We start from the raw sequence: 24,082 nt of genomic DNA on the forward strand, positions 1-24,082 counted from the left end.
CTGGACTTGATTAGGATCAAGAGCCGTTCGCTCAAACGCTTATTGTTCAGGGACGTATGCACCGCGAAAAAGCTCTACTGCTTGAAGCGCTGCAATATCGTCCGGCACCTTTGCCGCGTTGATCGAGGACATCCCATCATCCGCCTCCGTAGCTGACAAAAGCACCTCTCGACCTCTAGTGAACAGATCGCGCAAGTGATGCGCCTTGTATTCGGGATGAAACTGAACAGAGCGGGCAGGAAAATCATAATCCAGTGCACCAACTGGACAGTGGCCCGCTGATCCGGTCACCCGAGCCGAGTCCGGAATGCTTGTTACCTGATCCTGATGCCAGACATATGCATCCACGCTATCTCCGCCATAGTTGAAGGGCCGTGCGCCAACGACATTGCCTACCTCGGCTTTCTCGGCCTGACCACCATAGACGTCAGCCATGATCTGATGACCGAAACAGATACCAAAGACTGGTTTTCGGATTTCTCGACAACGGTCCAGGAAGGCACGTAGCGGCTGCATCCAATCCGTGTCATCATAAACACCAAATTCAGATCCGCCGACTATAGCGCCGTCGAAATCGCTCTCGTCCGGGAGCGGTTCTCCATCAACAACCCCCACTACTACGAACTCGGCTTCCGGTAGGTGTGGGGCGATCCACTCCTGAATCTGCTGTGAAGTCCGCGGCATTCCCTCCAACAATGGCAGCGGGTGGCTAGTCAACTCAAGAACTGCGATTTTCACCAGTCAAAAGCCCTGTCAATTCCAGCCATTTTCACCCCAGTGAAAGCTGACGCTTGAAAGCTAAGCGCGCGCAGGTCTTCAGTTTCCAGATTGTGTACCGAGGACTTTCCGCAGGCTTTCGCAAGCGCTGTAATCTCCATGGTCATGGCCGTCAGATAGCGCGCAATGCGCTCTGCCCCTGCATTCGGGTTCATACGAGCTTCGAGACTTTCATCCTGCGTCGCAATCCCGACCGGGCAGCGACCTGTGTGACAATGGTGGCAGGCACCGGGGGATGTTCCCAAGGCCGCGTAATCTTCGAGATAGCGCGGACTGTTGCACCCTAGCGCAACCATGGCCGCGTTGCCGATCATCACAGCGTCAGCACCGAGGGCCAGACACTTCGCCGCGTCCACACCGGACCGAATGCCACCGGCAGCGACCAGAGAGACTTTGCCGGTCATGCCGCATTCGTCTAATGCTTCACGCGCAGCGCGAATGGCGCTCATCGTCGGGATACCGGTATGGTTTAACAACAACTCCGGAGACGCGCCGGTACCACCTTCGGCACCATCAACTACTACAACATCAGCACCCGCTTTGGCGGCAACTGCCACGTCAAACCGGGGACGTGTCGCACCCATCTTGATGAAGATCGGCACCTGATAGTTGGTGGCGATGCGCAATTCTTCAATCTTCACTGCCAAATCATCAGCGCCGAGAAAATCTGGATGGCGGATCGTAGATCGCTGATCCACGCCTTCGGGCAAAGTTCGCATCTGGCTGACGCGCGGGCTGACCTTCATACCCAGCAACAGACCCCCGGTTCCGGGTTTCGCACCCTGCCCCACGACAAGTTCCAAGGCATCCGCGCGGCGCAGATGATCCAGATCCACACCATACCGCGCGGGTGACATCTGATAGAGCAGGCGTTGGGAGGCTTCGCGCTCCTCTTCCAGCATGCCACCCTCACCCGTGCAAGTCATGGTTCCTACTTTCGAGGCCCCATAACCCAGCGATGCCTTGGCCGATGCCGACAAAGCACCAAAGGACATTGAAGCGATGTAGATCGGGATCTTCAATTCAAGCGGGCGCTCCACAAGGCCGCGCCCTCCACCCAGTACGGTCGTCGTATCGCAATTCTCGCGATAGCCTTCCAGCGGCAGGCGGGTCATCGTTGCAGGAACGAATGTCAGATCATCAAAGGTCGGCAATTGCTTGTTGAACGTGTTGTATCCACGTACCTGATAGCGCCCAAGCTGCGCCAGCGCGTGAACTTCCGAGATCGCCTCGGGTGTCCAGCGGGTCGAACCTCCTTCATCATACGACGAAGGAACGCCAGCCGGGCGGCCGTCGATCGCTCCCGCATCGCGGAACCTGATTTCCTCTTCCGAGGCAACGTCGAACGGATATTCGTAAGGTTTACTCAGATCATGAGCCATGCGCTTGCGTCCCTGCTTTCAAAATACCAAAGACGCTGGCCCGAAACCATTTTGCGCCAATTTCGCGAACTGTCGACAAGCCCGAGCGGGTCGAGGATCGCATCGACCTCGGCCACTTCTTCAGCAGTCGGTTCGATCACGTCGACATCCACACCCAGGCTGTCGACCTCGCCAGCTACCCAGACCTCACCTTCCCAAAGCGCATCAGCACAGGATTCCCCCGCTCCGCCAAGCGCTATGATCCGACCGGAATGCGCCATGAAGCCGGACTGATAGCCAATCTTTCCTTCGACGACGATGTTTCCACCTTTCATCGCAACGCCGACCCTTGGGCCCGCATCGCCTTTGACATGGATCGTGCCGCCGATCATCGCAGCACCACAGGACATACCGGCATAGCCACCGACAGTGATGTGCCCTTTGGCCATACCTTCGCCAACGGCCCAGCCGCAGTTGCGTTCGATAGTGATTTTCGCCCCGGTGTTGAGACCGCCGCAGTAATAACCAACCGACCCCTCGAAAGTGATATCCACATTGTCTGGCAGACCCACGCCCAAATTATGACGAGACAGCGTATCTACCACGCGGATCGGCCGACCCATTGTGCAGGCTTCCATTATCTCACGATTGACCTCGCGGATATGTCGCTTGCCGACTTCGATGACGATCTCATCCATCTTTGCAGCCACCTCATTCATGCCGCCAAACTCCGGTTTCCGACGCCCCAGATACCGGTCAGCGACGGGCCGTCGTAGTTGATCACATCGCATTCCTCGGTCATCACCCGGCGGACCGCTTGTTCTTCGGTCGCAGCCGCCAGATCGCCATTGCGGTTGACGACGACCAGAGGCTTCATTGCAAATCGGTCTTTGGCAAACCCAATCCCGTTTGGCGTTGCGATCATGTAGGTAAACACACCATCGATAGAGGTAATGGACTTCTTTAGCGCCTGCTCCATGGTCAGGCCCGCCTTCATCTGGTCGCTGACCCAGACGGCAATCAACTCGCTGTCATTCTCAGTCAAGAACCGATAACCCATTCGGGTCAGCTTATCGCGCCAGGTGAAGTAATCGGTGATCTGCCCGTTATGTACGATCGCGACATCCGAAAATGGGCGCGCCCAGAACGGATGCGATGCGTTAGGCAATACCGAACTTTCCGTAGCAAGCCGTGCATGCCCCAGCCCATGTGTTCCTATCATATCGCGAACTCCGTGCTTTTCGGCCACGGCTTCGGCACCGCCAATATCCTTAATGATCTCAAGACTGCGGCCGCAGGATTGAACTTCAATGCGGTCTGTCAGCTCATCCGCGTCCGCGACCCAGGCTTGAAGATTCCTTGGGTCTGAAATTTCCATCCGAAAGCAATAGTGACGACTTTGGTCCGTTACGATTTGGGGGTCAGACAGAAAGCTGCTTCCGTGTTCACGCAATATCGTTTCAAACGCGGAGAGATCCGCATCCTGTTGAGACTTGTCGAATCCCATTCCGCGTAAAACGTATCCCGTTTCTCGTGGCAAACCATAAACGGCGAAGCCAGTGCTGTCGGCGCCTCGATGTTCCTGCGCATGCATCAGGTCAACAAGATCCGCCCCAACCTTCCCGGGCGCGGCCAGTATTCTACCAGCGATTCCACACATGAAGAGCTCCCTGTTCATTCTTTCCTGTATACTGTATACAGTACACGAACAATAGCAACCCCATTCGCCTTGGCAGCAGTTGTTTTATTGAATACAGAATTCATGAAGGACAGAAAGAGAGGCTCCGAGTGGCTCTGAAACAAATCAAAACACAACGCAGACGCCTGGCGGACGAGGTCTATGACCAACTGGTCGAAGCCATCATGAGTCGCGAGATCACCGGTGAAGATCGGCTGGTGCAGGAAAAGCTGGCCGCCGAGTTGAACATCAGCAGGACGCCTGTACGCGAAGCGCTCATGCGGTTGGAGACTGAAGGCGTGTTGGAAGTGGCCGCCAGCGGCGGATTTCGACTGGCGCGCATGGACCAGACCGAGGTTCGGCAACTATACCAGGCACGCGCAGCCATCGAAGGTCAAGCCGCACGCATACTTGCGGTACACGCTGAACCAGAGGTTCTTGATCGATTGCGCGAACTCATTCGTCGCGAAGAAGATCTGAGCCAGCCAACGACACGAGACTATTTTATCGCAAACCGACGCATTCATCGTGCCTTCATGGTTGAGGCGGGCAACAAATTTCTTATCGACATGTTCGATATGATCTGGGGCAAAGCGATGGCGTTCCATCTGTTTTCAGCAATTGAGAACGTTGATATATCCAAATCGCTCGGAAACCACCTGACGCTCGTTGACGCGATTGCGACGGGTGATGTCACCGAAGCGCTGGAAACTTTCACCAGCCACATTCAGGAAGGTTTCGACCTTCAGATCGAAGGTCTGAAAGAAGCGGATAACGGCTAAACCGCGTTTCTGATCGAGCGGCCAATCAGGGCCTGTGACCTGATTGGCCGCAACTGGTTCAAATCACAAAATGCAACCTGTCGAACTCACCGCGCCATCCAGATACCTCGGATAGAACGGATTCACCGCTCAAGCCACGTCGGATCAGTTCTGCCAGACGCTCTGCATCTCCCGCTGTCATACCCCACCGGACCAGCTCGGGCGTGCCGATCCGTAGGCCATTCATGTCGCCTTCCACCGGCTCAACTGGCAATCCGATGCCACATGCCAGAAACCCGGATTTACGAAGCAGTTTGGAGGCAGTCTGACCGCCACCATACGGCGCTGCCAGTACCGCGAATTGATGCGATTTGGTGAAACCCTCTCCACCCGCGAAGACCGGAACACCTTGCGCATCCAACGCGGCAGCAAGTGCTTTGGACATCGCAATCATCTCATCTGCATAGGCTGAGCCGAACTCTTTCCAATCCAGCATGGTGACGGCAAGTGCAGCCGTTTTTGCGGCATCAAAGTTGGCTGTCATACCGGGGAAAGCAATTGCATCCAGCGCCTTGGCGATTTCTGCATCGTTTGACACAATCAGACCCCCGGCCGGTCCGCCCAGGCTTTTGTAGGTACTCATGGTCATGAAATGCGCACCCTCCTTCAGCGGGTTGGACCACGCATGCCCGGCGATGATCCCGCACTGGTGGGCGGCGTCGAACATGACCTTTGCGCCGATTTCATCCGCTATGGCACGCACTTCGGCCACGGGATGCTCAAACAGGTTCAGACTGCCGCCTATCGTGATTAGCTTGGGGCATTCGGTCTTCGCCAATGCCCTCAACCGGTCCAGATCAACGGTATACCCATCCGCATTGACGGGGGCCTCAATAGTGCGCAGACCAAACAGCCCCGCACACCCCGCCAAATGATGAGTCACATGGCCACCAATCGATGCTGGCGGAGCGATTATCGCATCACCGGGTTTGCAGGTCGCCATAAAACCATAGAGGTTGGCAATTGCGCCCGAAGGCACGCGAACCTCGGCGAACTGCGCATCAAAGACATCGGCACTTAGTTCTGCGGCGATAACTTCGATCTCTTCGATCGCCTCCAGTCCCATTTCATATTTGTCACCGGGGTATCCCAGCGATGGTCTGGATCCAATGCCCGAAGACAATAGCGCCTCGGCCCTCGGGTTCATGACATTTGTCGCCGGGTTGAGATTGAAGCACTCTTTTTCGTGAATGCGCCGGTTTTCGTCCGCCAGATGCTCGATCCGGACCAGTAGATCGCCAGACGACGTCGAGGCGGCCTTTGTCGCGATATCCTGAATCAGGGTTTCGCTTGCGGCAGGCACCCAGTCTCTTTGTACAAGTGTCATCTGACATCCTCCTGTTTTTTGCAGTTTGGCGGCTTTCGCGTGACACCGCAAAGCAGAATTGTTATTTCTTGGCGTAGAAAAACTAAGGCTAGATCAATGAGTGTCGCCCCCAAACGCCCCAAGGGACCTCCGCTAAACGCAATGAGGGCGTTCGAGGCCGCGGCGCGTCACGTCAGCTTTGTCGCGGCGGCGGAAGAGCTGAACGTTTCTCCGGGTGCGATCTCACAGCATGTAAAGGCGTTGGAGGGTTGGGCAGGTGCGCCGCTGTTTCGCCGCAACGCGCAAGGGGTTGAACTGACGCCCCAAGGTCAATCACTTGTCGCTGTCTTCACCACAGCCTTTGATCAGATGGGCGATGCCGCTCGGGCCTTGCGAAACCTTAAACCAAATGCCGATTTTCACATCGCCGCTTTGCCTGCTGTTGCCCAACTCTGGTTGCCCAAACGATTGCGCCGGATCAGAGAGTGTTTTCCGCATATCAATTTTTCGGTCACGGCGCTGGAAACACCACCCAGCCTGTCGCGTGAGATGTTCGATTTGGCGATCTTCTTCGCGACCTTGGACGAAGCACCTGACCAAATTGTGCTGTGCGAGGATGAAACCCAACCGGTTTGCGCGCCTGCTCTGCTGGATCGGGTGACCGGCAACAACGGGTTTCAAGGCACTCCCTTGTTGCACGATCAGACGTGGAGCAGCGATTGGTCCACATGGTCGCGAAGCACAGGTTGTGAGGTCCCAGATGTCAAAACTGGTCCGCAGTTTTCGCTTTACAGCCTTGCCGTGGAAGAGGCCAAGGCCGCAGCTGGCGTGCTAATGGGGCACCTATGCTTACTCGAAGAGCCATTGAAATCTGGTGTACTCGTAACGGCCCACGCGCAATCCTGCCCGACAGGGCGTGCTCTAGCGGTTCAAGTGCCGGTGGCATCGCGACGAAGACCCGAGACCGATCAAGTCATCGCCTTGTTGTCAGATTGATTCAAATCTCATCAATCCGGTGCATTGTGCACGACGCTTCACATTGAAAGCCGTGCACAAAACAGTCTCGCATAGACCGCAAGGCAACTCAGATTTCATGGGGCATATGGCGGAGAGACAGGGATTCGAACCCTGGAGACGGTTTCCCGCCTACACACTTTCCAGGCGTGCGCCTTCGACCACTCGGCCACCTCTCCGGTAGAGGTGACTTATGCGAATTTCTGAACCGAGCGCAAGGCCCCTTTCGCAAAAATGGACGGGTCAGAAAATACGAAAGCTGGCAACAAATGGCAGATGATCCGACACCTCATCCTTGAACGCCTCGCGCCCCATATTCATGGTCCAGTGCATTGGAAACAGCCGCAGGCTGCCACGGACATAATCGGTGGAATAGGTGCGTGATACGGCAAAACCGTCCAGTAAATTGGCGCGACCCCTATCCAGAATATGCGAAAATCGGTCTTGCAGATCCCAGCATGAAACAAAGTCCATCATGTCATCCCCACCAAGATGGTGGAAGTTGCTAACGTCCTGACCGGGGATCATGTTGAAGTCGCCCATCAGCAGAATCGTGCGTTGTGTCAGACCGGGGGTCGAGCGGATTTCAGCGATCTTATCACCGATGATCTTGCATTGGCTGTCACGTATCTGCTGCTCGGGCCGGTCTCGTCCGGATTTAAGATGCACAGCGATCAGCTTGGCCTTGAATTTGCCGACCTCGACATCGGCGATCAGGGCCTGACGTCCGCCGGGATCGTCACCTTCCGAGCCGTCGATCAGCTGCAAACCTGTCACCGAGACCCCCGGTTTGTGCAGAAACCCGATATGGATATTGCCGTTGGGCTGCGGCAGGATCTTGACCTGATAGTCCAGCCCCTTATCGGCCAGACCCAAGGCAAGCCGATCGATATGTTCGATGGGGCTGACCTCGACCAGAGTGATCAGTTCGGCGTCCAGCAGGGCCAGCCCTTCGATTTGATGGGTGACCCGGTCACTGCTGGCTGGAATGCCTATACTTGTGTTTACTGGATTGAAGCCGGCCAGATTCCAGACGGCAATACGCGCGAGGCTGTGTGAAAATGTAACCATCAAAATTCCTCCTTCAAATGACTTCAGACTACATCAAAATGAAACAGTCCGATAACCATTTGCGGGAAAATGCCGATCGCATCACGCTCAGTGGTTGTCGCCCTCGCCGTCCTGATCCCCTGCCGCGTCCAGATCGTCTGCTGTCATGTCTACTGGTTTTGTCGATGGCGCTTGGGGTGATAGGTCGTCATCCACGGCAGAAGCATCATTGGACGGATCGGACTGACCCGTCAGCACCTCAGGGTTACGGAGCCACAGGTCACGCTGCGCGAACGGGATCTCGATACCTTCCTCAACGAACCGGCGATTGATCTCGTGGTTCATGTCGGATTTGACAGACAGCACCCAGTTCACATCCCGCAGGATTGCGCGGATTTCAAAATCCAACGAGTCTGCACCGAAGCCCTGGAACACTACGCTGGGCGCGGGATTGGCCAGAACCATCGGGTGCCCGTTTGCGATCTCGCCCAGAATAGTTTCGACCTTGCGGGTATCGGTACCATAGGCGACGCCTACAGGCACGATCACTCGGCCAATCGTATTGCCCCGGGTGTAATTCGTAACCACCCCACTGATCAGGTCCGAGTTTGGAACGATCACATCCGTCCGGTCGAACGTCTCGATCCGCGTCGACCGGACTGAGATATCGCGCACATATCCCATCATCCCGTTCACATCGATCCAGTCACCTTTGGAGATAGGACGCTCAACCAGCAGGATGATCCCTGAGACAAAGTTCGATACAATGGTCTGAAGACCGAAACCGATGCCGACCGACAAAGCACCCGCCACGATCGCAAGCGAGGACAGGTCAAAACCGGCAACCATGATAGCGATCAGTGCCGCTAGAAAAATTCCGACATATCCGGTACCCGACACGATGGCATTCTGCCCGCCGGGATCAATGCTGGTCTTCGGCAGCAGTGAATTGCGCAGCCCGCTTTGCAGCAAACGGGTCAGCGTATATCCAATGGCGAAAATGGCAACGAACGTCAGGAAGTTACTGGGTGAAATCGTAACCCCGCCAAAATCGAACCCCAGCAACAATCGCGACCAAGCTTCAAGCAGGTCCGTCTGGCGCGCGCCCCAGTAAAGCGCCAATATCGGCAACGCCAGAATGGCAAGCGCGAACCCGACCAGAACCGAAAACAGTGAATCGCGCGCGGCGTCGCCCTGCCCTGAAAGCCAGCCATATACCGTACCAATAAATCGCTGCACGATCACCAGTGCTGCAATCAGAACCAGCGTTTTGATGGCAGGAAATACGATAGCTTCGGCAGCGTTAATGTATCCGAAGGCCCCCAAGATTGGAGTCGCAATCCCAAGCATGAACAAGGCGCGCCGCAAGAACTCGACCAATTGGCTGAACCCTGCGCCACGGCGGGTAGCTTCCTGGTCGGTCTGTTCTTGCTGAGGCTCTGATTGGCGGACCTGACGCACACGCAGCAGAAGAAGGGCCGATACCACAACGATCGGGAAGCCAACAACGGCACGGGTCGCGTCAGAGATATTCTCGATCTGCTCGAACAATTGAGCCAGCTCATGCAGAATAAGCATGACCGCCAACAGGTCGATATAAACCCGCAATTCTCTGATTTTGCCTGCGGACAGTCTTTGGAAGTTCTGCGCCGCTCCCATCAGATAGACCTGCCGGCCGATCCAATCAAAATAGAAGATAATCGCGGCCCAATAGGGAATTTGCTGGAACAAAAGTGTACCGCGCAGGCCCAGCACGCCAGTTAGCACGACGGCGGTGACCAACGCCAACACGCCCAACCAAGGCAATAGAATGCGCAACAGCGAGACGATAAAGGTCCAGACCCCGCTGCCGCTACCTCCTAGCGAGCGGAGATATTCGCCGCCTTTCTCGGACCATTTGCGCCCAAACAGCAATAGAACTGCTGAAACAACCAACAGCACGAGAATGCCAAGACCGCGCTCGCGGATTTGTTCGCGCACCACATCAGAGCGCAAGTTTTCGATGGTTTCGTTAATAAGACTGTGCGTCGCCTCTTTGATGTCGACCCAGGCTGGTCCCCAATAGACGGGGTTGAGCGGCGACGGCCCGCGTTTCAGCATCTCTTTCTTTTGTCTGTCCCGGACGATCCGATCAATTTCGCTGATCAGCCCATTCGCGCGACTGAAAGCCTCTTCCGAGATGATGCGGGGAACACGCAAACTGTTCAACTGGGTTTCGAGTTGCGCGCGCAGCTTGGCAATGTCTTCGGCCTCGCTTTCCCCTTCAGCCGGCTTTGGGCCAAGCGCCTTGAGTTGGCTTTCCAGCGTCTGAATACGATCGGTGTTGGCACCCCGCGCTTTGTTAAAGTCTTCGCGATACTCATTTATTTCCGAACGCAAATTCTCTAATGCTGCATTGGATGCACGGTTCGCGCGAATAACAGATTCCGCCCGATCCGCCGTGCTGACCCAGCCCTGATAATACTCGCTCTGCCGATCAGTAAGTTGGGCAGAGGCGATCCCGCCCAACCCAATCAGGCAGAATAGCACCAGAACCAGACACAGGCGGACCTGTTGCAGCATCACACGTCCTCAAACACGCCAGGAATACTGCGCGGCGCATCGGTCATCCAATCGGGCACGGGAAGTTCCTTTTCACGCAGGAATTCAGGATTGAACAGTTTGGATTGATAGCGGGTGCCGTAGTCACACAAAATCGTAACAATGGTGTGCCCTGGCCCCAGTTCTTTCGCCAAACGGACGGCACCGGCAATGTTGATCGCGGTTGACCCGCCCATCACCAGACCCTCTTCGCGCAGCAGATCGAAGATATAGGGCAGCGCTTCGCTATCGGTAATCTGCCAGGAATGGTCAGGGGTGAACCCTTCGAGGTTCTTGGTAATCCGCACCTGTCCGATACCTTCGGCAATAGAACCACCCTCCATCGCGATCTCACCCGTAGTGTAGAAGGAATAGAGCCCCGCCCCCATCGGATCAGCCAAACCGATCTTGACACCCTTGGGCTGCAACGCTTCAGCCACCCCGGCCAGAGTACCACCCGATCCAACGGCACAGATGAAGCCATCGACTTTACCGCCGGTCTGCTCCCAGATTTCGGGACCAGTGGTTTCCACATGTGCCTGACGGTTGGCGACATTGTCGAACTGATTGGCCCAAATCGCGCCATTTGGTTCGGTTTGAGCCAACTGCTCGGCCAGACGGCGCGAATAGTGCACAAAGTTGTTGGGATTACGGTACGGCGCCGCAGGCACCTGCACAAGCTGAGCCCCCGCCAGGCGGAGCATATCCTTTTTCTCTTCGGATTGGGTTTCAGGAATGACGATCACCGTCTTGAACCCCATCGAGGCACCAACCAGCGCCAGACCGATGCCGGTATTTCCGGCCGTGCCCTCAACAATCGTGCCGCCGGGTTTCAGATCACCGCGCGCTATCGCATCGCGGATGATAAACAACGCAGCACGGTCTTTGACGGACTGACCCGGGTTCATGAATTCGGCCTTGCCGAGAATCTCGCATCCCGTTTCTTCGCTGACGCGACGCAGCCGGATCAAAGGTGTTTTACCGACAGCGTCGGCAAGGTCTCGTGCAATGCGCATGGCATCCTCTTGTCATATGGTATTGCAGCAGATTTACAGGTGCCCTGACGCGATCACAAGCAGGGATCACTTAGCGCGCAGTCGATCGCGGTTCCGCGCCAACCAATAAGCAAGAGTTAGAAGCGGCAGATCCTTGAAAACATGAGCATCTACCATGCTCATGAATTCATCAAACGGCAGAATTCTGCTGCGGATATCCTCACCTTCGGAAGCGAGGCCACCGCTTTCAACCGTACTAGTCAGATCCCCAAGACCGACATAGAGATAAACATATTCTGTTGACGATCCGCTGGATGAATAGGCACCACCTGCATATTCCAGTTGGTATAGTGAAATCTGCGCTTCTTCCATGGCCTCGCGGGTGGCCGCCTGCTGAGGTGTTTCGCCCGGATCGATCATACCAGCCACAGGCTCCCACATCCACGGCTCGGGGTCGTCGATCAGGAACACGGGCGCACGGAATTGCTCTACCAGCAACACCGTATCGCGCACCGGATCATAAGGCAGGACGATCACTGCAGACCCTTGCATCAACCCGCTGCGATGAAGCACCGGGCTCATGGCACCGTCATACTGACGATGCTGCAGTTCAATTTCATCCATCCCAAAATAATTTATATAGGCGTGCTTGCGGTCTTGAACGATCACGTCATCCGCAACGCTCCGCTCATCCCCCGTTCCACGTTGTCTTGCCGCTAATCTGGCCCAGGCGCGTGTTCTTATGGCTGGAAAGCTGCCCACGATGTCCGAGGCATCGACTCTTCCATAATGGGCCATCACCTCGTCTGCCGCGAACACCGAAAGCGCACCCCAATCCCTGATCCAGGTTTCAAGATCCCACGGTGCGCCTTTTTTCCAAATGTCAGTATCCGGAAAGAACACCTTGGCCTGATGTTCTTTTCCATCCTCAGTCACAATTGTCTCCGGGCGCAGTTCATATTCGAACCCGCCTTCATAGAAGGCCAATCGACTACGCTCGACGTCACCTAGGCCCTGCACCAGAACGCCACTGGCCTTACTGCCCTTTTCGGTGACAATCATTGGAAAGGGTTGATCTTGAACCGCATATACGGCGTGATCGGGCAAAACAGCCTGCATCGCCGATAAATCGTCTGCGCTGCGACCCATGACGAGTTCCAGCAAAGAGACATGGCGCAGAGTGCCATAGAAAAACAGATTGGACAAAGTTGAGGCCCCGAATTGGCAGATCAGATTTAACGCCAGCGGCGAAAGGCAATTTCGGTAAGTATCCCGCTGAGAACAGCACCAAAACCCAGCGTAAGCAAGATTTCCGGTGCCAGAAGCTGTTCACCATAGCCAATCCCGATCTGAAAGATAGCAAGCAGAGCCTCAAACGGACCACCAAACCGATGGCGCATCGCCTGACTGAACATCTCGTAGGTGCCCTGAACGAACAGCCCCCAGAACACCAGCGCCGCAACACCGGTCAAACCGTTGTTGACGGCCGCGGTCCAGCCACGGCCAGCACGTTTACCCATGACAACCCAGCCGCAGATCCAACCCAGGATTATGTTCACGTAGGTGAAATAACCATAGTCCTTACCCTCTTCCCCGTTATCGATAATCATGCCCGACACAAGGAACGCGATCACCAGCAGACACAATGCGGCGACGAGACGTGAGGCTGTAGGCATTCGATTTTTCCGTTCTTCAACTGGGTTTGGCTATCGTGATCTGTGTCACATCACAATTACCGGTGTCAAAGGCTGCGCCACATGCGGTCAAATAATAATTCCACATGCGGCGAAAACGCTCATCAAACCCCATCTCCGATATCTGATCCCACTTGGCATTGAAGGTCTCGTACCAGCGCCGCAGGGTCAGATCGTAGCTTTTGCCAAACTCTTTTGAGCGTACAACGGTCAACCCCGCCTGATCGATCTGATCTCTAAGGATAGACGGTGCTGGCAACATCCCGCCGGGAAAGATGTATTTCTGAATGAAATCAACGCCGTTCTTGTAAATATCCCAACGATGATCCGCGACCGTGATGATCTGCAAAGTGGCATGGGCACCCGGCTTCAACCGATCACGGACCGTGTTGAAATATGCGGGCCAATATTTCTGACCGACTGCCTCGAACATCTCGATCGAGGCAATTCCATCATATTGACCCTGCTCATCGCGGTAGTCCTGTAGCTTGAACTCCACTAGATCAGAAAGCCCTGCTTTTTCAATTCGCTCTCTAGCAAACTTCAACTGCTCTTGGCTAATGGTCAGCCCGGTGACGCGCAACCCACGCTCTTTCGCGGCATATTCGGCGAACCCACCCCAGCCGCACCCGATCTCAAGGATATGATCCCCCGGTTTGGCCCCCATTTCATCCACCAGGCTGGCGTATTTAGCAGTTTGCGCCTTTTCGAGGCTTTCCTGACCCGTTTCAAATATGGCACTGGAATAGGTCATCGTGTCATCCAGCCACAGGCCATAGAAGTCATTGCCGAGATCATAGTGATACGAGATGTTCTTTTTCGCCTGCGACCGGTTGTTACGATGCAACCAGAACCGCAGTCTTTCATAGGCTCGCACAAGAAACTGTCCGGTAAAATCATCGTAGACCGTCTCAGTTCCCAGATGCACGAGGTCCATGAAACTGCGTAGGTCCGGTGTGCTCCAATCGCCTTCAAGGTAGCCGTCCGAGAAGCCCAGCTCTCCCTCGCGCACCAGCCGGGAAAAGACGTCCGGGTCGTGGATGTCCACATGTGCCACGGGGCCTGGTTGTGGCGCATCCGCGCGGAAAATGCGTCCGTCGGGCAGCGCGATGTCAAGTCGGCCGCGCTCCATCCTCTTCAGCATCTTGAAGACTTGTGTAAAATATCTCGGCAGGTTTTCCTGCCCTTCGGTGCTCGTCAGGAACATCCGCTCTCCCCTCTGCGGTTGCGGGTCAAAGCTAGGACGGGATTCGGTTTCTGGCAAGTTTTCAGTTCCTTACTGGTCTTTTCCGGCATTATACGCGCCCAACGCACGGGCGCGGCCTTCCTTCAGCCCCACCACCGGTGCGGGATACATCTGGTCAGGAGAAAGCCCCCATGATCGCGGCACGGCATCAAAATAGGCTAGCGCGGTCGATGGCGGCTCGGATTGGCCCTCGGCAATCCAGCGACGCACATAACCTGAGTTTGGATCAAACCGCTCGCGCTGTGTGTCGGGATTGAAGATACGGAAATACGGTGCGGCATCAGGGCCGCAACCGGCCACCCATTGCCATCCCATCGCATTTGCAGCTGGGTCCCAGTCGATCAGGCAATCCCCGAACCAGTCTGCGCCGATTTTCCAATGCGTCATCAGATGCTTTGTCAGATAACTCGCGACAATCATCCGAGCCCGATTGTGCATGCGTCCGGTGACATACATTTGTCTTAGACCTGCATCGACAAGCGGAATTCCGGTTCTTGCCTGGCGCCACGCGCGCACTTCGGGTGTGTCGGGATCAGTATTCCAAGGGAATGCGTCCCATTCAGGCTTCCAATTGGCACTCAGAAGATGCGGCCAGTGGTACATTAAGTGATATGCGAACTCACGCCACACAAGCTGACGCAGATAGCCTTCACCACCATGCGCCCCGGTTTGGTCGGCGATTTGCACCCGATGCCAGATTGTACGCGGCCCGATCTCGCCCAGTGCAAGGTATTCTGAAAGATCAGAGGTTCCAGATTGATCCAGTTGGTCCCGCTGTTCGCGATACTGATCAATACGTTCTAGAAACGCATCCAACTGGTCCAGCGCCGCATTTTCGCCCGGGTGGACAAACGGGCGGACCACTGCGGCCCCGCGCTGCATATCCCGATCCAATCGCCAATCAGACAATTGATCGGACGCAGGCCAGGTTTTCGGCGTCATAAGCCGCGTGGGCGCGGGCTCGGGCAAAGAGACTTCGCGCCCCTGCACTGATCGCCACATCGGAGTGAAGACCCGAAACGGCTGGCCGGTTTTGGTGGCGATCGTCCAAGGCTCAAACAGAAGTTGGCCAGCAAAAGACTGTGCCTGGATACCCTGTTCGGTCAAAGCGGCCTTGATCTGGGTATCCCTGTTGATCGCCTCCGGATCATAAGCCCGCGTCCAGAATACGGAGCCTGCCCCAGTTTCTCTGACCAGTTCACAAAGAACATCCAGTGCTTGACCCTGGCGCAGTATCAACTTGCTGCCAAGCTGCTCAAGCCTGCTGGCAAAAGCGTCAAGGCCCAGACCAAGGCGCCATTTCGGCGCGGCACCCAAAGTCTGAACCTGATGATCGAGAACAAATACGGGCACGATGGGTCGACCTGATTGCACCGCCGCGCTCAGCGCCGGATGATCTCCTAACCGAAGATCGCGCCTGAACCACAAAATGATCGGAGAATGATCAAAATCCATGTCCGCCCCATGTTTTCTTCGAACTACGAAGCGCCGCAGAAACTGGATCACAAAACGCGGTCAAGCGCCTCCAAAAGCTGATCAATTTCCTGTCGACTGGTGTAGTGCGTAAAGCTAAGACGCAAGACCCCTTGGTCTGCATCGACACCCATCGCCTGCAGAGGGCGATGAGCATAGAAATCACCGCCACCTGCCATGATACCGTGTTTCGAAAGCTCGGCAGCAACAGGCTCGGCCTTCTTATTCAGACTTAACGCTACCGTCGGTGCGCGCCGACTGGCATCAGACGATCCGATCAGGCGCAGAGCGTTCCGGTCTTTGACCGCGTCCAGCAGAGGTTGCAATAGAGCGACCTCGTGTTCCCGCATCAGATCATGCACAAAGGACCCCCTTGCCGACGCTCCTGTTTCCGGTCCTCCATGATGGGCACAAAGCAGGTCCACATAGTCCGCCATGCCTGCGCTGGCCGCGATCTGAGCATGGTCAGGCCCGGCTGGTGTGAACCGCTTGAAAAGAGTGTCGCCGTTGAAATAATGCGCTTGGTTGGGCAGCAATTCACCCAGAGCTCGTCGAATAACCATGCAACCCTGATGCGGGCCATAGGTTTTGTAGGCGGAAAACAGATAGATATCAGGGCCCAGATCACCGACATTGGGGAACCCGTGCGGTGCGTAAGAAACCCCGTCGACACAGGCAAAAGCACCCGCAGCATGTGCGATTGCGGTGATTTCGGTGACCGGGTTGATTTCCCCAACGACATTCGAGCAATGCGGAAAGCACACCAGCCGCACTTTCTCGTCCAGCAAATTCTCCAAATCTTGCGGGTTCAAAGACCCACTCTCCGGATCAATCTTCCATTCCCGAATTTCGATCCCCTCATCGGCCAATCGCCGCCAGGGCCCCGAGTTTGCTTCGTGGTCCTGATTGGTCACGACAATCGCTTCGCCCGGCTGCATCCACTGCCGGAATGCCTGAGCCAGTACATAGGTGTTCTGCGTCGTCGAAGGGCCAAAGCTCAGCTCATCTGTTTCCACCCCCAATATCGCGGCAAGTCGCGCTCGTGCTTCGTCCATTTCCGCGCCACCCGCACGGCTCGCCTCATAGGGCGCGTAGGGCTGAACCTTTCGCTGGGTGTAGAACCGGCTCAACCGATCAAGCACAGGTTTGCAGGTATAGGATCCACCTGCATTCTCAAAAAAGGCCTGTCCTTGAAGGCTGGGTTCCGAAAAGGCCGGGAACTGTGCCCGAACGAATTCAATATCAAGAGCGCCCATCGCATCTCTCTCCCTTATCATGCACTACAGTCCGGGTCGTTGCCCGCGCAAAGTCCGGACATCCCCGAAAACAAGGCAGGTCTTCCAGCCCAGCCGCAGGTCCTTGGAACGGGTAAGGATCGACGGCAGCCCCCATGATGGCCCCATCACCACCAGCAGACCCGGCCAGATAGCCAGAGGCAGAAGGTTGGGTCAAGTGATTGCGTTAATGGTATTTTTTTGCCGCCACGCAATGTGTGCACTGACGAAGTCATTGGCCCACGCGGGGCTTAGTTTCATTTAGGTAGGAAAGTGCCGGGCAGAGATGCCCGGCTCAGTGTTGCTCAAATCAGCATTAGCCCTGAACTTTGGTATAAGTCCCCTCACCCGCCAGGATGCCGCGGAACCCGCCGGGTTCATCCAGACCGAAAACGATCAGTGGCAGATTGTTGTCGCGCGCCAATGCAATGGCCGATGCGTCCATCACGCGCAGCCGCTTGGCCAAAACATCGTCATAAGAAACCTGATCATAGCGCACTGCATCCGCGTGCACCTTGGGGTCTTTGTCATAAACGCCATCCACACCGTTCTTGCCCATGAAGATCGCCTGACACGCCATTTCGTTAGCACGCAGAGTCGCAGCGGTATCGGTGGTGAAATAGGGGTTCCCGGTTCCTGCGGCAAAGATGCAAACCCGCTTTTTCTCAAGGTGACGAACAGCACGGCGGCGAATGTAGGGCTCGCACACCTCATCCATCCGAATGGCCGAAATTACACGTGTAAAGACCCCTACCCCCTCCAGAGCGGATTGCATCGCCAGCGCGTTCATGACAGTCGCCAGCATACCCATGTAGTCGGCTGTCGTACGCTCCATCCCCTGCGCCGAACCAGACAGACCACGGAAGATATTGCCACCACCGATGACCATGCAAATCTCAACACCAAGATCATGAACCGATTTGACCTCTTGCGCGATGCGCTGAACGGTGGGCGGATGCAGTCCGAATCCCTGATCTCCCATCAGCGCCTCGCCGGAAATCTTCAACATGACACGGTCATATGTTGTTTTTGGGGTCTCGGTGGTCTCGACGGAAGGGGAAAGGCTCATGTTGCGCTCCGGGCTGGCACGGGGTTATTTTCCGGCGCAAAATGAAGCAAAACCTCCGCAGGTTCAATGCGGATAGTCAGGAACGGGGCAACCAGTCATGGCCGACAACTCTGAGAACCGGCTTTTGGCGCAATTGCCGTCGATTCCCGATGACAAACCTGTATTGATCGCCGGGCCCACTGCCTCGGGTAAATCGGCGCTGGCGCTGTTGATCGCCGAGCGTTTCGGAGGCGTGATTGTCAACGCCGATGCCAGTCAGGTCTATGACTGCTGGCGTATTATCTCGGCCCGCCCCTCGCCCGAGGATGAGGCCCGCGCACCGCACCGTCTGTATGGGCATGTTGCCTATGACCAGACCTATTCGACTGGTCATTGGCTGCGAGAGGTCACGCCGATGCTGTCGCAACGCCCTCGTCCGATAATCGTCGGAGGGACCGGTCTGTATTTCACAGCTCTGACCGAGGGGATGGCCGATATCCCCGCAACCCCGCCGGAAATCCGGGAACACGCGGATGAGTTGCCGTTGCAAGAACTAATCGCGGGTTTGGACGGTCTGACCCTGCAGAGGATCGACACCCAAAACCGCGCGCGTGTTCAACGCGCCTGGGAGGTTCAGAACGCAACCGGGCGATCCCTTTCGGATTGGCAGGCCGACACACCCGCCCCGATACTGGATATTCAAAACACGGTACCGATTGTTTTCGACGCCAGAAAAGACTGGCTGCTGGATCGCATCAACCGACGGTTCGACCTGATGTTGGACCAAGGAGCTATAGAGGAAGTGGAGGCCATGCGCGATCGCAATGACCCCTCTTTTCCCTCCTGTAAAGCGATCGGCGTTCCGGAGCTAATGGGCTACCTGGACGGCCGCATGACACTGGATGAGGCGCGCGAAAAAGCGACGATCGCGACACGTCAGTTTGCCAAGCGCCAACGCACATGGTTCCGTGCGCGCATGAAGTTCTGGCATCACCTTGACGCTGCGTGTTGAAGGCTGCAGTCGCCGGATACGATAAAGCCCAATATAACAACGCCTTAATCAGCACCATGGAGAGAGATAGATATATATCCATCTATCCGTCACAACGTGTCTCGTTTCCTTTCACATTGAAACTTTCCGAACCTCACTTTCTGCTCGGATGTCGTTTTTGTACCATCTATGACGATTTCCAACATTGACGCAGGGAAAAAACTGGTGCCGAATGCGGCTATGGGGATGTTGATAAATCGTAAATCCAAGCTCGTGGCCCTACCAACCGAGACTAAACGGTCCCTGTAGTGCCCGGCTCTATCAATCAGAAACACGAAATCTAAAAAAATTATGTGTCACAGGGAGACATCTATGGAAAACCAGACAATCAACGGAAAGCCGATGCATTGGGCGGCAGAGATGCACGCCAAGGAATATCGTGAGGGCAATCTGAGCCGTCGTGAATTTCTGGCCCGTGTAACCGCGCTGGGCGTTGCCGTACCGACGGCATATGGCATGATTGGCCTGCAGTCACCGGCAGCCGCTGCCGAACCTCAGCGTGGCGGCACCATCCGCTATCAAATGGAAGTGCGCGCACTGAAAGATCCGCGCACATATGACTGGACGCAGATCGCAACCTTCACGGCTGGCTGGCTGGAATATCTTGTCGAATACAATAATGACGGCTCGTTCAAACCCATGCTGCTGGAAAGCTGGGAAGCCAATGATGACGCCACTGAATACACGCTGAACGTCCGCAAAGGTGTGAAGTGGAACAATGGTGACGATTTCACTGCCGAAGACGTAGCTCGCAATATCGAAGGTTGGTGCGACGGGTCTCTGGAAGGGAACTCGATGGCCTCGCGCATGGCCTCACTGATGGATGAGAGCACTCAGAAAGCCGCAGATGGCGCCATCACCGTTGTCGACTCGCATACAGTCAAGCTGAAGTGCAACGCGCCGGATATCACGATCATCCCCGGCATGGCAGACTATCCGGGTGCAATCGTACACAGCAGCTTTGATGCAAATGATATGCTGTCCAACCCAGTTGGTACGGGTTTCATGATGCCCGAAAGCCATGAGGTCGGCGTGAAGGGCGTACTGGTCCGCAACGAAGGCTTTGACTGGTGGGGCTACGAAGCTGGTAAAGGCGGCTATATCGACCGGATCGAATTCATCGATTATGGCACTGACCCTGCCGCTTTCCTGGCCGCCTATGAGGCCGAAGAGATCGATATGAACTGGGAATCGGTTGGCGAGTTTGTCGACATCTTTGACAGTATTGGCCTTGTCCGCTCGGAAATCCCATCGGGCTTTACCATTGTCATTCGCCCCAACCAGCTGGCTGAAGACGCCGATGGCAACAAAATCTATGGCGACAAGAGGGTCCGTCAGGCCCTCGCCATGGCAGTCGACAACGCCGTCTGCCTTGAACTTGGCATGTCCGGCTACGGCATCACTGCCGACAACTGTCATGTAGGCCCGATGCACCCGGAGTACGACTCGGCTGTGACGCGTATCCCTTACGATCCGGCAGGCGCAAAGGCGCTGATGGACGAAGCGGGTATGGGCGATTTCGAGCACGAAGTGCAGTCGATCGACGATGACTGGCGTCGCAATACCACGGCTGCGGTAGTGGCTCAGTTGAACGATGCGGGCATCAAGGCAAAGCACACGGTTCTGCCTGGTTCGACATTCTGGAACGACTGGACCAAGTACCCGTATTCCTCGACCAACTGGAACCACCGCCCGCTGGGCACGCAGGTTCTGGCACTGGCGTATAAGTCGGGTGTCGCTTGGAATGAATCTGGTTTTGCCAACGAAGAGTTCGACAAGCTGCTGGCCGAGGCGAACTCGATCGCGGATGTCGATATGCGCCGCGAGGTGATGGCGAAACTGCAGGCGATCATGATCGACGAAGGCGTGGTCATCCAGCCGTATTGGCGGACCGCGATGCGTCACCACCGCGACAATATGGTCGGTGTCGAAAAGCACATTGCGGACCTGCCGCAGCTTTATAAGTTCGGCCTGACTTCCTAAGCCGAAACCTACAAGGGCCGCGCCAATCTGGCGCGGCCCTTCGTCCTCAATACGGCGACCAGAATAATAGCAATGCGTGGGGCGAAATGCCTGTCACGCCAGCCGATCAACAGGGGCTAACATGGGACTTTTTATTCTAAGGCGTGTGGGGATTATGCTGCTGACAGCATTGTGCCTGACATTCCTGGTCTTCTTCCTTACCAATCTCTACCCGAACCTGGAAAAGCTTGCGAAGACGCAGGGCAATTTCAGGATGTCTGATGAACAGGTCGAAAGCTATCTGGAGAAAAACGGCTACCTCCAGTCCACGCCGATCAAATACGGTGAATGGCTCGGTGTCCTGCCCTCGTTCCGACACACGAATGAGGACGGTACCGTTCAGGGCAGATGTATCCTGCCAGGCAAAACTGCCGAGGAATCTCCGAATTTCTGCGGTATCCTGCAGGGGTACTGGGGATATTCAACTGTCTTCAAGGAAGAGGTCTCTACCGTTGTTGGCAACCGGCTGGCACTGACCGGACGGCTGATGTTCTGGGTGATGCTGCTGATGGTCCCTTCGGCACTCATTCTGGGCATCCTGGCCGGGATGAAGGAAGGTTCGGCCACTGACCGGACGCTTTCAACCTTTGCCATTACGACGACGGCGACCCCAGAATACGTCTCGGGCGTTATCTTCATAGCGATCTTCACATCCTCCGCCGTAGGTTTGAAATGGTTCAAAGGCACCGCCACGCAAGCGATGGAGAACCCGACGTTCGAGAACTTCTTCCTACCAGTTCTGACCATCGCGCTTTACGGGATGGGCTATATCGCCCGGATGACCCGCGCCTCAATGACCGAGGTGATGACGGCGCAATACATCAGGACGGCGCGTCTGAAAGGCGTGTCATTCCCGAATATCGTCATGAAACACGCGCTGCGCAACGCGCTTATCGCGCCATTTACAGTCATCATGCTGCAGTTCCCATGGCTGCTGAATGGTGTCGTGATCGTCGAGACCCTGTTTAACTACAAGGGCTTTGGCTGGGCGCTTGTACAGGCAGCGGGCAACAATGACATCCAGCTGCTGCTGGCGATCTCGGTCGTGTCGGTCTTTGTGGTGCTGGTGACGCAGCTGATCTCGGATATCGGCTATGTCTACCTCAACCCGCGCATCCGCATTTCGTAAGGAGAGATAGATCATGGAACCACTTACCTGGACCGGCTCTATCGCCTTCCTGAACCCACTGTTGATGCTTGCGTTGGGAATGATGCTTTTGTCGATCGTTGTCTGGATGCTGGCGAGTATTGTGCTGCCCGAAGATCAGATGATTGTGAATGCCGATGGGACGCTCAGTTCGAGCTCTGGCCTGAGAATCCTGATACAATCGGCGCTGCGCTATAGCTTTCTGGCAAGTGTGGGAATCGCGGTGGCGTACATTGTCCTTGGCATCCTGATGGGGACCAGTGCTGGCATCATCGGCGCTATCTCTCAGCAGTTTCTGCCCGTCTGGCTGTCGCTGATCATCCTTTATGCGATGTCGATTGCGTTCAAGCGCAAGCTGGGCCTTTATGGCAAGCTGTTCGACAGCCCCATTGGTATGATCGGCTTTGGCCTTGTGATGTTCTGGGTGTTCACCGGCATATTTGGCGCACTCGATCTGATCGTAACCCACGATCCCCTGTCGCAGGTCTCAGGTATGAAGAACAAAGTGCCGGGCACCCCGCTTCCCAATCTGGAGGACGGTCAATACGCTTGGTATTTGCTGGGTGGAGATAACCTCGCGCGCGACGTCTTTAGCCGTATGGTTAAAGGTGCTTGGATCGTCGTGCAGATCGCGCCGCTGGCGACGATGTTTGCCTTCATGGTCGGTATCACTCTGGGTTTACCCGCAGGCTACTATGGCGGGCGTCTGGATACGCTCCTGTCATTCCTCGCGAACCTGATCCTGGCTTTTCCCGTTATCTTGCTGTTCTACCTTTTGGTCACGCCCGAGATCGTAGCGACCGGCGTGCCGAACTATATGGCGGCGATCCTATTCGTGTTCCCGATCATCTTCCTCGGCGTTCTGCTGAATTCGCGTTTCTATACGCGTCCCAGTTTTCGAACGCCTTTGTTGATCGGCGTTCTGGGTGTTGCGCTCTGGCTCTACCTGTCGCTGATTTCGACCGGTGGCTACATCATCAACACCGACAGCTACCGCATCTGGGGTCTGCCGACCTACCTTGATCTGTTCGATATTCCAGGCGGTATTCTGGTGGTGTTCGTCTCGGTGGTCTTCGTGAACTCTCCGACCGTGTTCCGCATCGTACGCGGACTGGCGCTGGACATCAAAACTCGCGACTATGTGGCTGCGGCCCAAACGCGCGGCGAGGGTCCATGGTACATCATGCTGTGGGAAATCCTGCCCAACGCGCGTGGCCCGCTGATCGTCGATTTCTGCCTGCGCATCGGCTACACGACCATCCTGCTTGGAACCTTGGGTTTCTTCGGGCTGGGGCTGCCACCGGAAAGCCCGGACTGGGGCTCGACGATCAACGAGGGGCGCAAGCTTCTGTCGATCTATCTACATCCCGCACTGCCGCCCGCGCTGGCATTGCTGTCGCTGGTTCTTGGCTTGAACCTGCTGGCGGATGGTCTGCGCGAAGAAAGTCTGAAGGACTGATTGTGATCGAGGCCGGGGGCTCTGCCCCCGGACCCCCGAGATATTTTTAGCCAGATGAAGGGGAACCCCCGGACTCTCGCGAGGAG

At 55.9% G+C, this 24,082-nt stretch carries 20 protein-coding genes and 1 tRNA gene; 6 read left to right on the forward strand and 15 right to left on the reverse strand.

The annotated features are described in order from the left end of the window. Positions 1 to 39: 39 nt before the first annotated feature. The 4 genes from ACR0DE_RS12435 to ACR0DE_RS12450 are packed head-to-tail and all read right to left on the reverse strand — an operon-like array spanning position 40 to position 3,798. On the reverse strand, positions 40 to 684 hold the full coding sequence (locus tag ACR0DE_RS12435) for a type 1 glutamine amidotransferase (protein WP_480753438.1): 645 nt from the start codon (positions 682 to 684) through the stop codon (positions 40 to 42). Positions 685 to 734: 50 nt separating this feature from the next. Continuing rightward, on the reverse strand, positions 735 to 2,159 hold the full coding sequence (locus tag ACR0DE_RS12440) for an FMN-binding glutamate synthase family protein (protein ID WP_170393281.1): 1,425 nt from the start codon (positions 2,157 to 2,159) through the stop codon (positions 735 to 737). After that, positions 2,144 to 2,857 carry a GltB/FmdC/FwdC-like GXGXG domain-containing protein gene (locus tag ACR0DE_RS12445; protein WP_170405341.1) on the reverse strand — a complete coding sequence of 238 codons (714 nt, stop codon included), beginning with the start codon at positions 2,855 to 2,857 and terminating at the stop codon, positions 2,144 to 2,146. The genes ACR0DE_RS12440 and ACR0DE_RS12445 overlap by 16 nt, the downstream gene beginning before the upstream one ends. Next, positions 2,854 to 3,798, reverse strand: coding sequence for a class II glutamine amidotransferase domain-containing protein (locus ACR0DE_RS12450; protein ID WP_480753440.1), 945 nt, complete (start codon positions 3,796 to 3,798; stop codon positions 2,854 to 2,856). The genes ACR0DE_RS12445 and ACR0DE_RS12450 overlap by 4 nt, the downstream gene beginning before the upstream one ends. Positions 3,799 to 3,926: 128 nt before the next feature. Here ACR0DE_RS12450 and ACR0DE_RS12455 point away from each other — a divergent pair, with 128 nt between their 5' ends. After that, on the forward strand, positions 3,927 to 4,598 hold the full coding sequence (locus tag ACR0DE_RS12455; protein WP_170405336.1) for a GntR family transcriptional regulator: 672 nt from the start codon (positions 3,927 to 3,929) through the stop codon (positions 4,596 to 4,598). A gap of 58 nt (positions 4,599 to 4,656) precedes the next feature. On the opposite strand, the gene ACR0DE_RS12460 is transcribed toward ACR0DE_RS12455, so the two are convergent. Next, positions 4,657 to 5,964, reverse strand: coding sequence for an aminotransferase class I/II-fold pyridoxal phosphate-dependent enzyme (locus ACR0DE_RS12460; protein ID WP_480753443.1), 1,308 nt, complete (start codon positions 5,962 to 5,964; stop codon positions 4,657 to 4,659). A 96-nt stretch (positions 5,965 to 6,060) separates the two neighbouring features. On the opposite strand from ACR0DE_RS12460, the gene ACR0DE_RS12465 reads away from it, so the two are divergent. Continuing rightward, positions 6,061 to 6,939 (forward strand): LysR family transcriptional regulator, encoded by an 879-nt coding sequence (locus ACR0DE_RS12465; RefSeq protein ID WP_480736404.1) that lies wholly within the window; start codon positions 6,061 to 6,063, stop codon positions 6,937 to 6,939. A 107-nt stretch (positions 6,940 to 7,046) separates the two neighbouring features. Here ACR0DE_RS12465 and ACR0DE_RS12470 read toward each other — a convergent pair. The 10 genes from ACR0DE_RS12470 to pyrH form a co-directional block, all read right to left on the reverse strand. Beyond that, positions 7,047 to 7,136, reverse strand: a tRNA-Ser gene (locus ACR0DE_RS12470). Positions 7,137 to 7,200: 64 nt separating this feature from the next. Next, positions 7,201 to 8,028 carry an exonuclease/endonuclease/phosphatase family protein gene (locus ACR0DE_RS12475; RefSeq protein ID WP_170595820.1) on the reverse strand — a complete coding sequence of 276 codons (828 nt, stop codon included), beginning with the start codon at positions 8,026 to 8,028 and terminating at the stop codon, positions 7,201 to 7,203. A gap of 87 nt (positions 8,029 to 8,115) precedes the next feature. Then, positions 8,116 to 10,569, reverse strand: coding sequence for a DUF3772 domain-containing protein (locus tag ACR0DE_RS12480; RefSeq protein WP_480753446.1), 2,454 nt, complete (start codon positions 10,567 to 10,569; stop codon positions 8,116 to 8,118). Next, the gene (locus ACR0DE_RS12485; RefSeq protein ID WP_170393289.1) at positions 10,569 to 11,603 is read right to left on the reverse strand and encodes a cysteine synthase A; all 1,035 of its coding nucleotides are present in this window, start codon (positions 11,601 to 11,603) and stop codon (positions 10,569 to 10,571) included. Before ACR0DE_RS12485 ends, ACR0DE_RS12480 begins: the two co-directional genes overlap by 1 nt. A 66-nt stretch (positions 11,604 to 11,669) precedes the next feature. Continuing rightward, positions 11,670 to 12,788 carry an NUDIX domain-containing protein gene (locus tag ACR0DE_RS12490; RefSeq protein ID WP_480753447.1) on the reverse strand — a complete coding sequence of 373 codons (1,119 nt, stop codon included), beginning with the start codon at positions 12,786 to 12,788 and terminating at the stop codon, positions 11,670 to 11,672. A 29-nt stretch (positions 12,789 to 12,817) separates the two neighbouring features. Next, complete coding sequence (locus tag ACR0DE_RS12495; protein ID WP_170405320.1) at positions 12,818 to 13,258, reverse strand: TrgA family protein; 441 nt, start codon at positions 13,256 to 13,258, stop codon at positions 12,818 to 12,820. Between the two features lie 16 nt (positions 13,259 to 13,274). Beyond that, entirely contained in the window at positions 13,275 to 14,483 is a 1,209-nt protein-coding gene (locus ACR0DE_RS12500; protein WP_170393292.1) for an SAM-dependent methyltransferase, read from the reverse strand. Positions 14,484 to 14,552: 69 nt separating this feature from the next. Beyond that, entirely contained in the window at positions 14,553 to 15,977 is a 1,425-nt protein-coding gene (locus tag ACR0DE_RS12505) for a cryptochrome/photolyase family protein (protein ID WP_480753449.1), read from the reverse strand. Positions 15,978 to 16,024: 47 nt separating this feature from the next. Next, positions 16,025 to 17,251, reverse strand: a complete 1,227-nt coding sequence (locus ACR0DE_RS12510; protein ID WP_170393294.1) for an aminotransferase class V-fold PLP-dependent enzyme — start codon at positions 17,249 to 17,251, stop codon at positions 16,025 to 16,027. A gap of 334 nt (positions 17,252 to 17,585) precedes the next feature. Continuing rightward, positions 17,586 to 18,338 (reverse strand): UMP kinase, encoded by a 753-nt coding sequence (gene pyrH / locus ACR0DE_RS12515; protein ID WP_170393296.1) that lies wholly within the window; start codon positions 18,336 to 18,338, stop codon positions 17,586 to 17,588. A gap of 97 nt (positions 18,339 to 18,435) precedes the next feature. On the opposite strand from pyrH, the gene miaA reads away from it, so the two are divergent. The 4 genes from miaA to ACR0DE_RS12535 all read left to right on the forward strand — a co-directional run bounded on the left by miaA (position 18,436) and on the right by ACR0DE_RS12535 (position 23,996). After that, on the forward strand, positions 18,436 to 19,329 hold the full coding sequence (miaA, locus tag ACR0DE_RS12520) for a tRNA (adenosine(37)-N6)-dimethylallyltransferase MiaA (RefSeq protein ID WP_480753451.1): 894 nt from the start codon (positions 18,436 to 18,438) through the stop codon (positions 19,327 to 19,329). Positions 19,330 to 19,680: 351 nt separating this feature from the next. Then, complete coding sequence (locus ACR0DE_RS12525) at positions 19,681 to 21,351, forward strand: ABC transporter substrate-binding protein (protein WP_170393298.1); 1,671 nt, start codon at positions 19,681 to 19,683, stop codon at positions 21,349 to 21,351. A gap of 121 nt (positions 21,352 to 21,472) precedes the next feature. Next, complete coding sequence (locus ACR0DE_RS12530; RefSeq protein ID WP_170393299.1) at positions 21,473 to 22,519, forward strand: ABC transporter permease; 1,047 nt, start codon at positions 21,473 to 21,475, stop codon at positions 22,517 to 22,519. 13 nt (positions 22,520 to 22,532) lie between these two features. Next, positions 22,533 to 23,996, forward strand: coding sequence for an ABC transporter permease (locus ACR0DE_RS12535; RefSeq protein WP_480753453.1), 1,464 nt, complete (start codon positions 22,533 to 22,535; stop codon positions 23,994 to 23,996). The last annotated feature ends 86 nt before the right edge of the window (positions 23,997 to 24,082 follow it).

It is taken from the genome of Ruegeria sp. C10 (assembly GCF_056537805.1).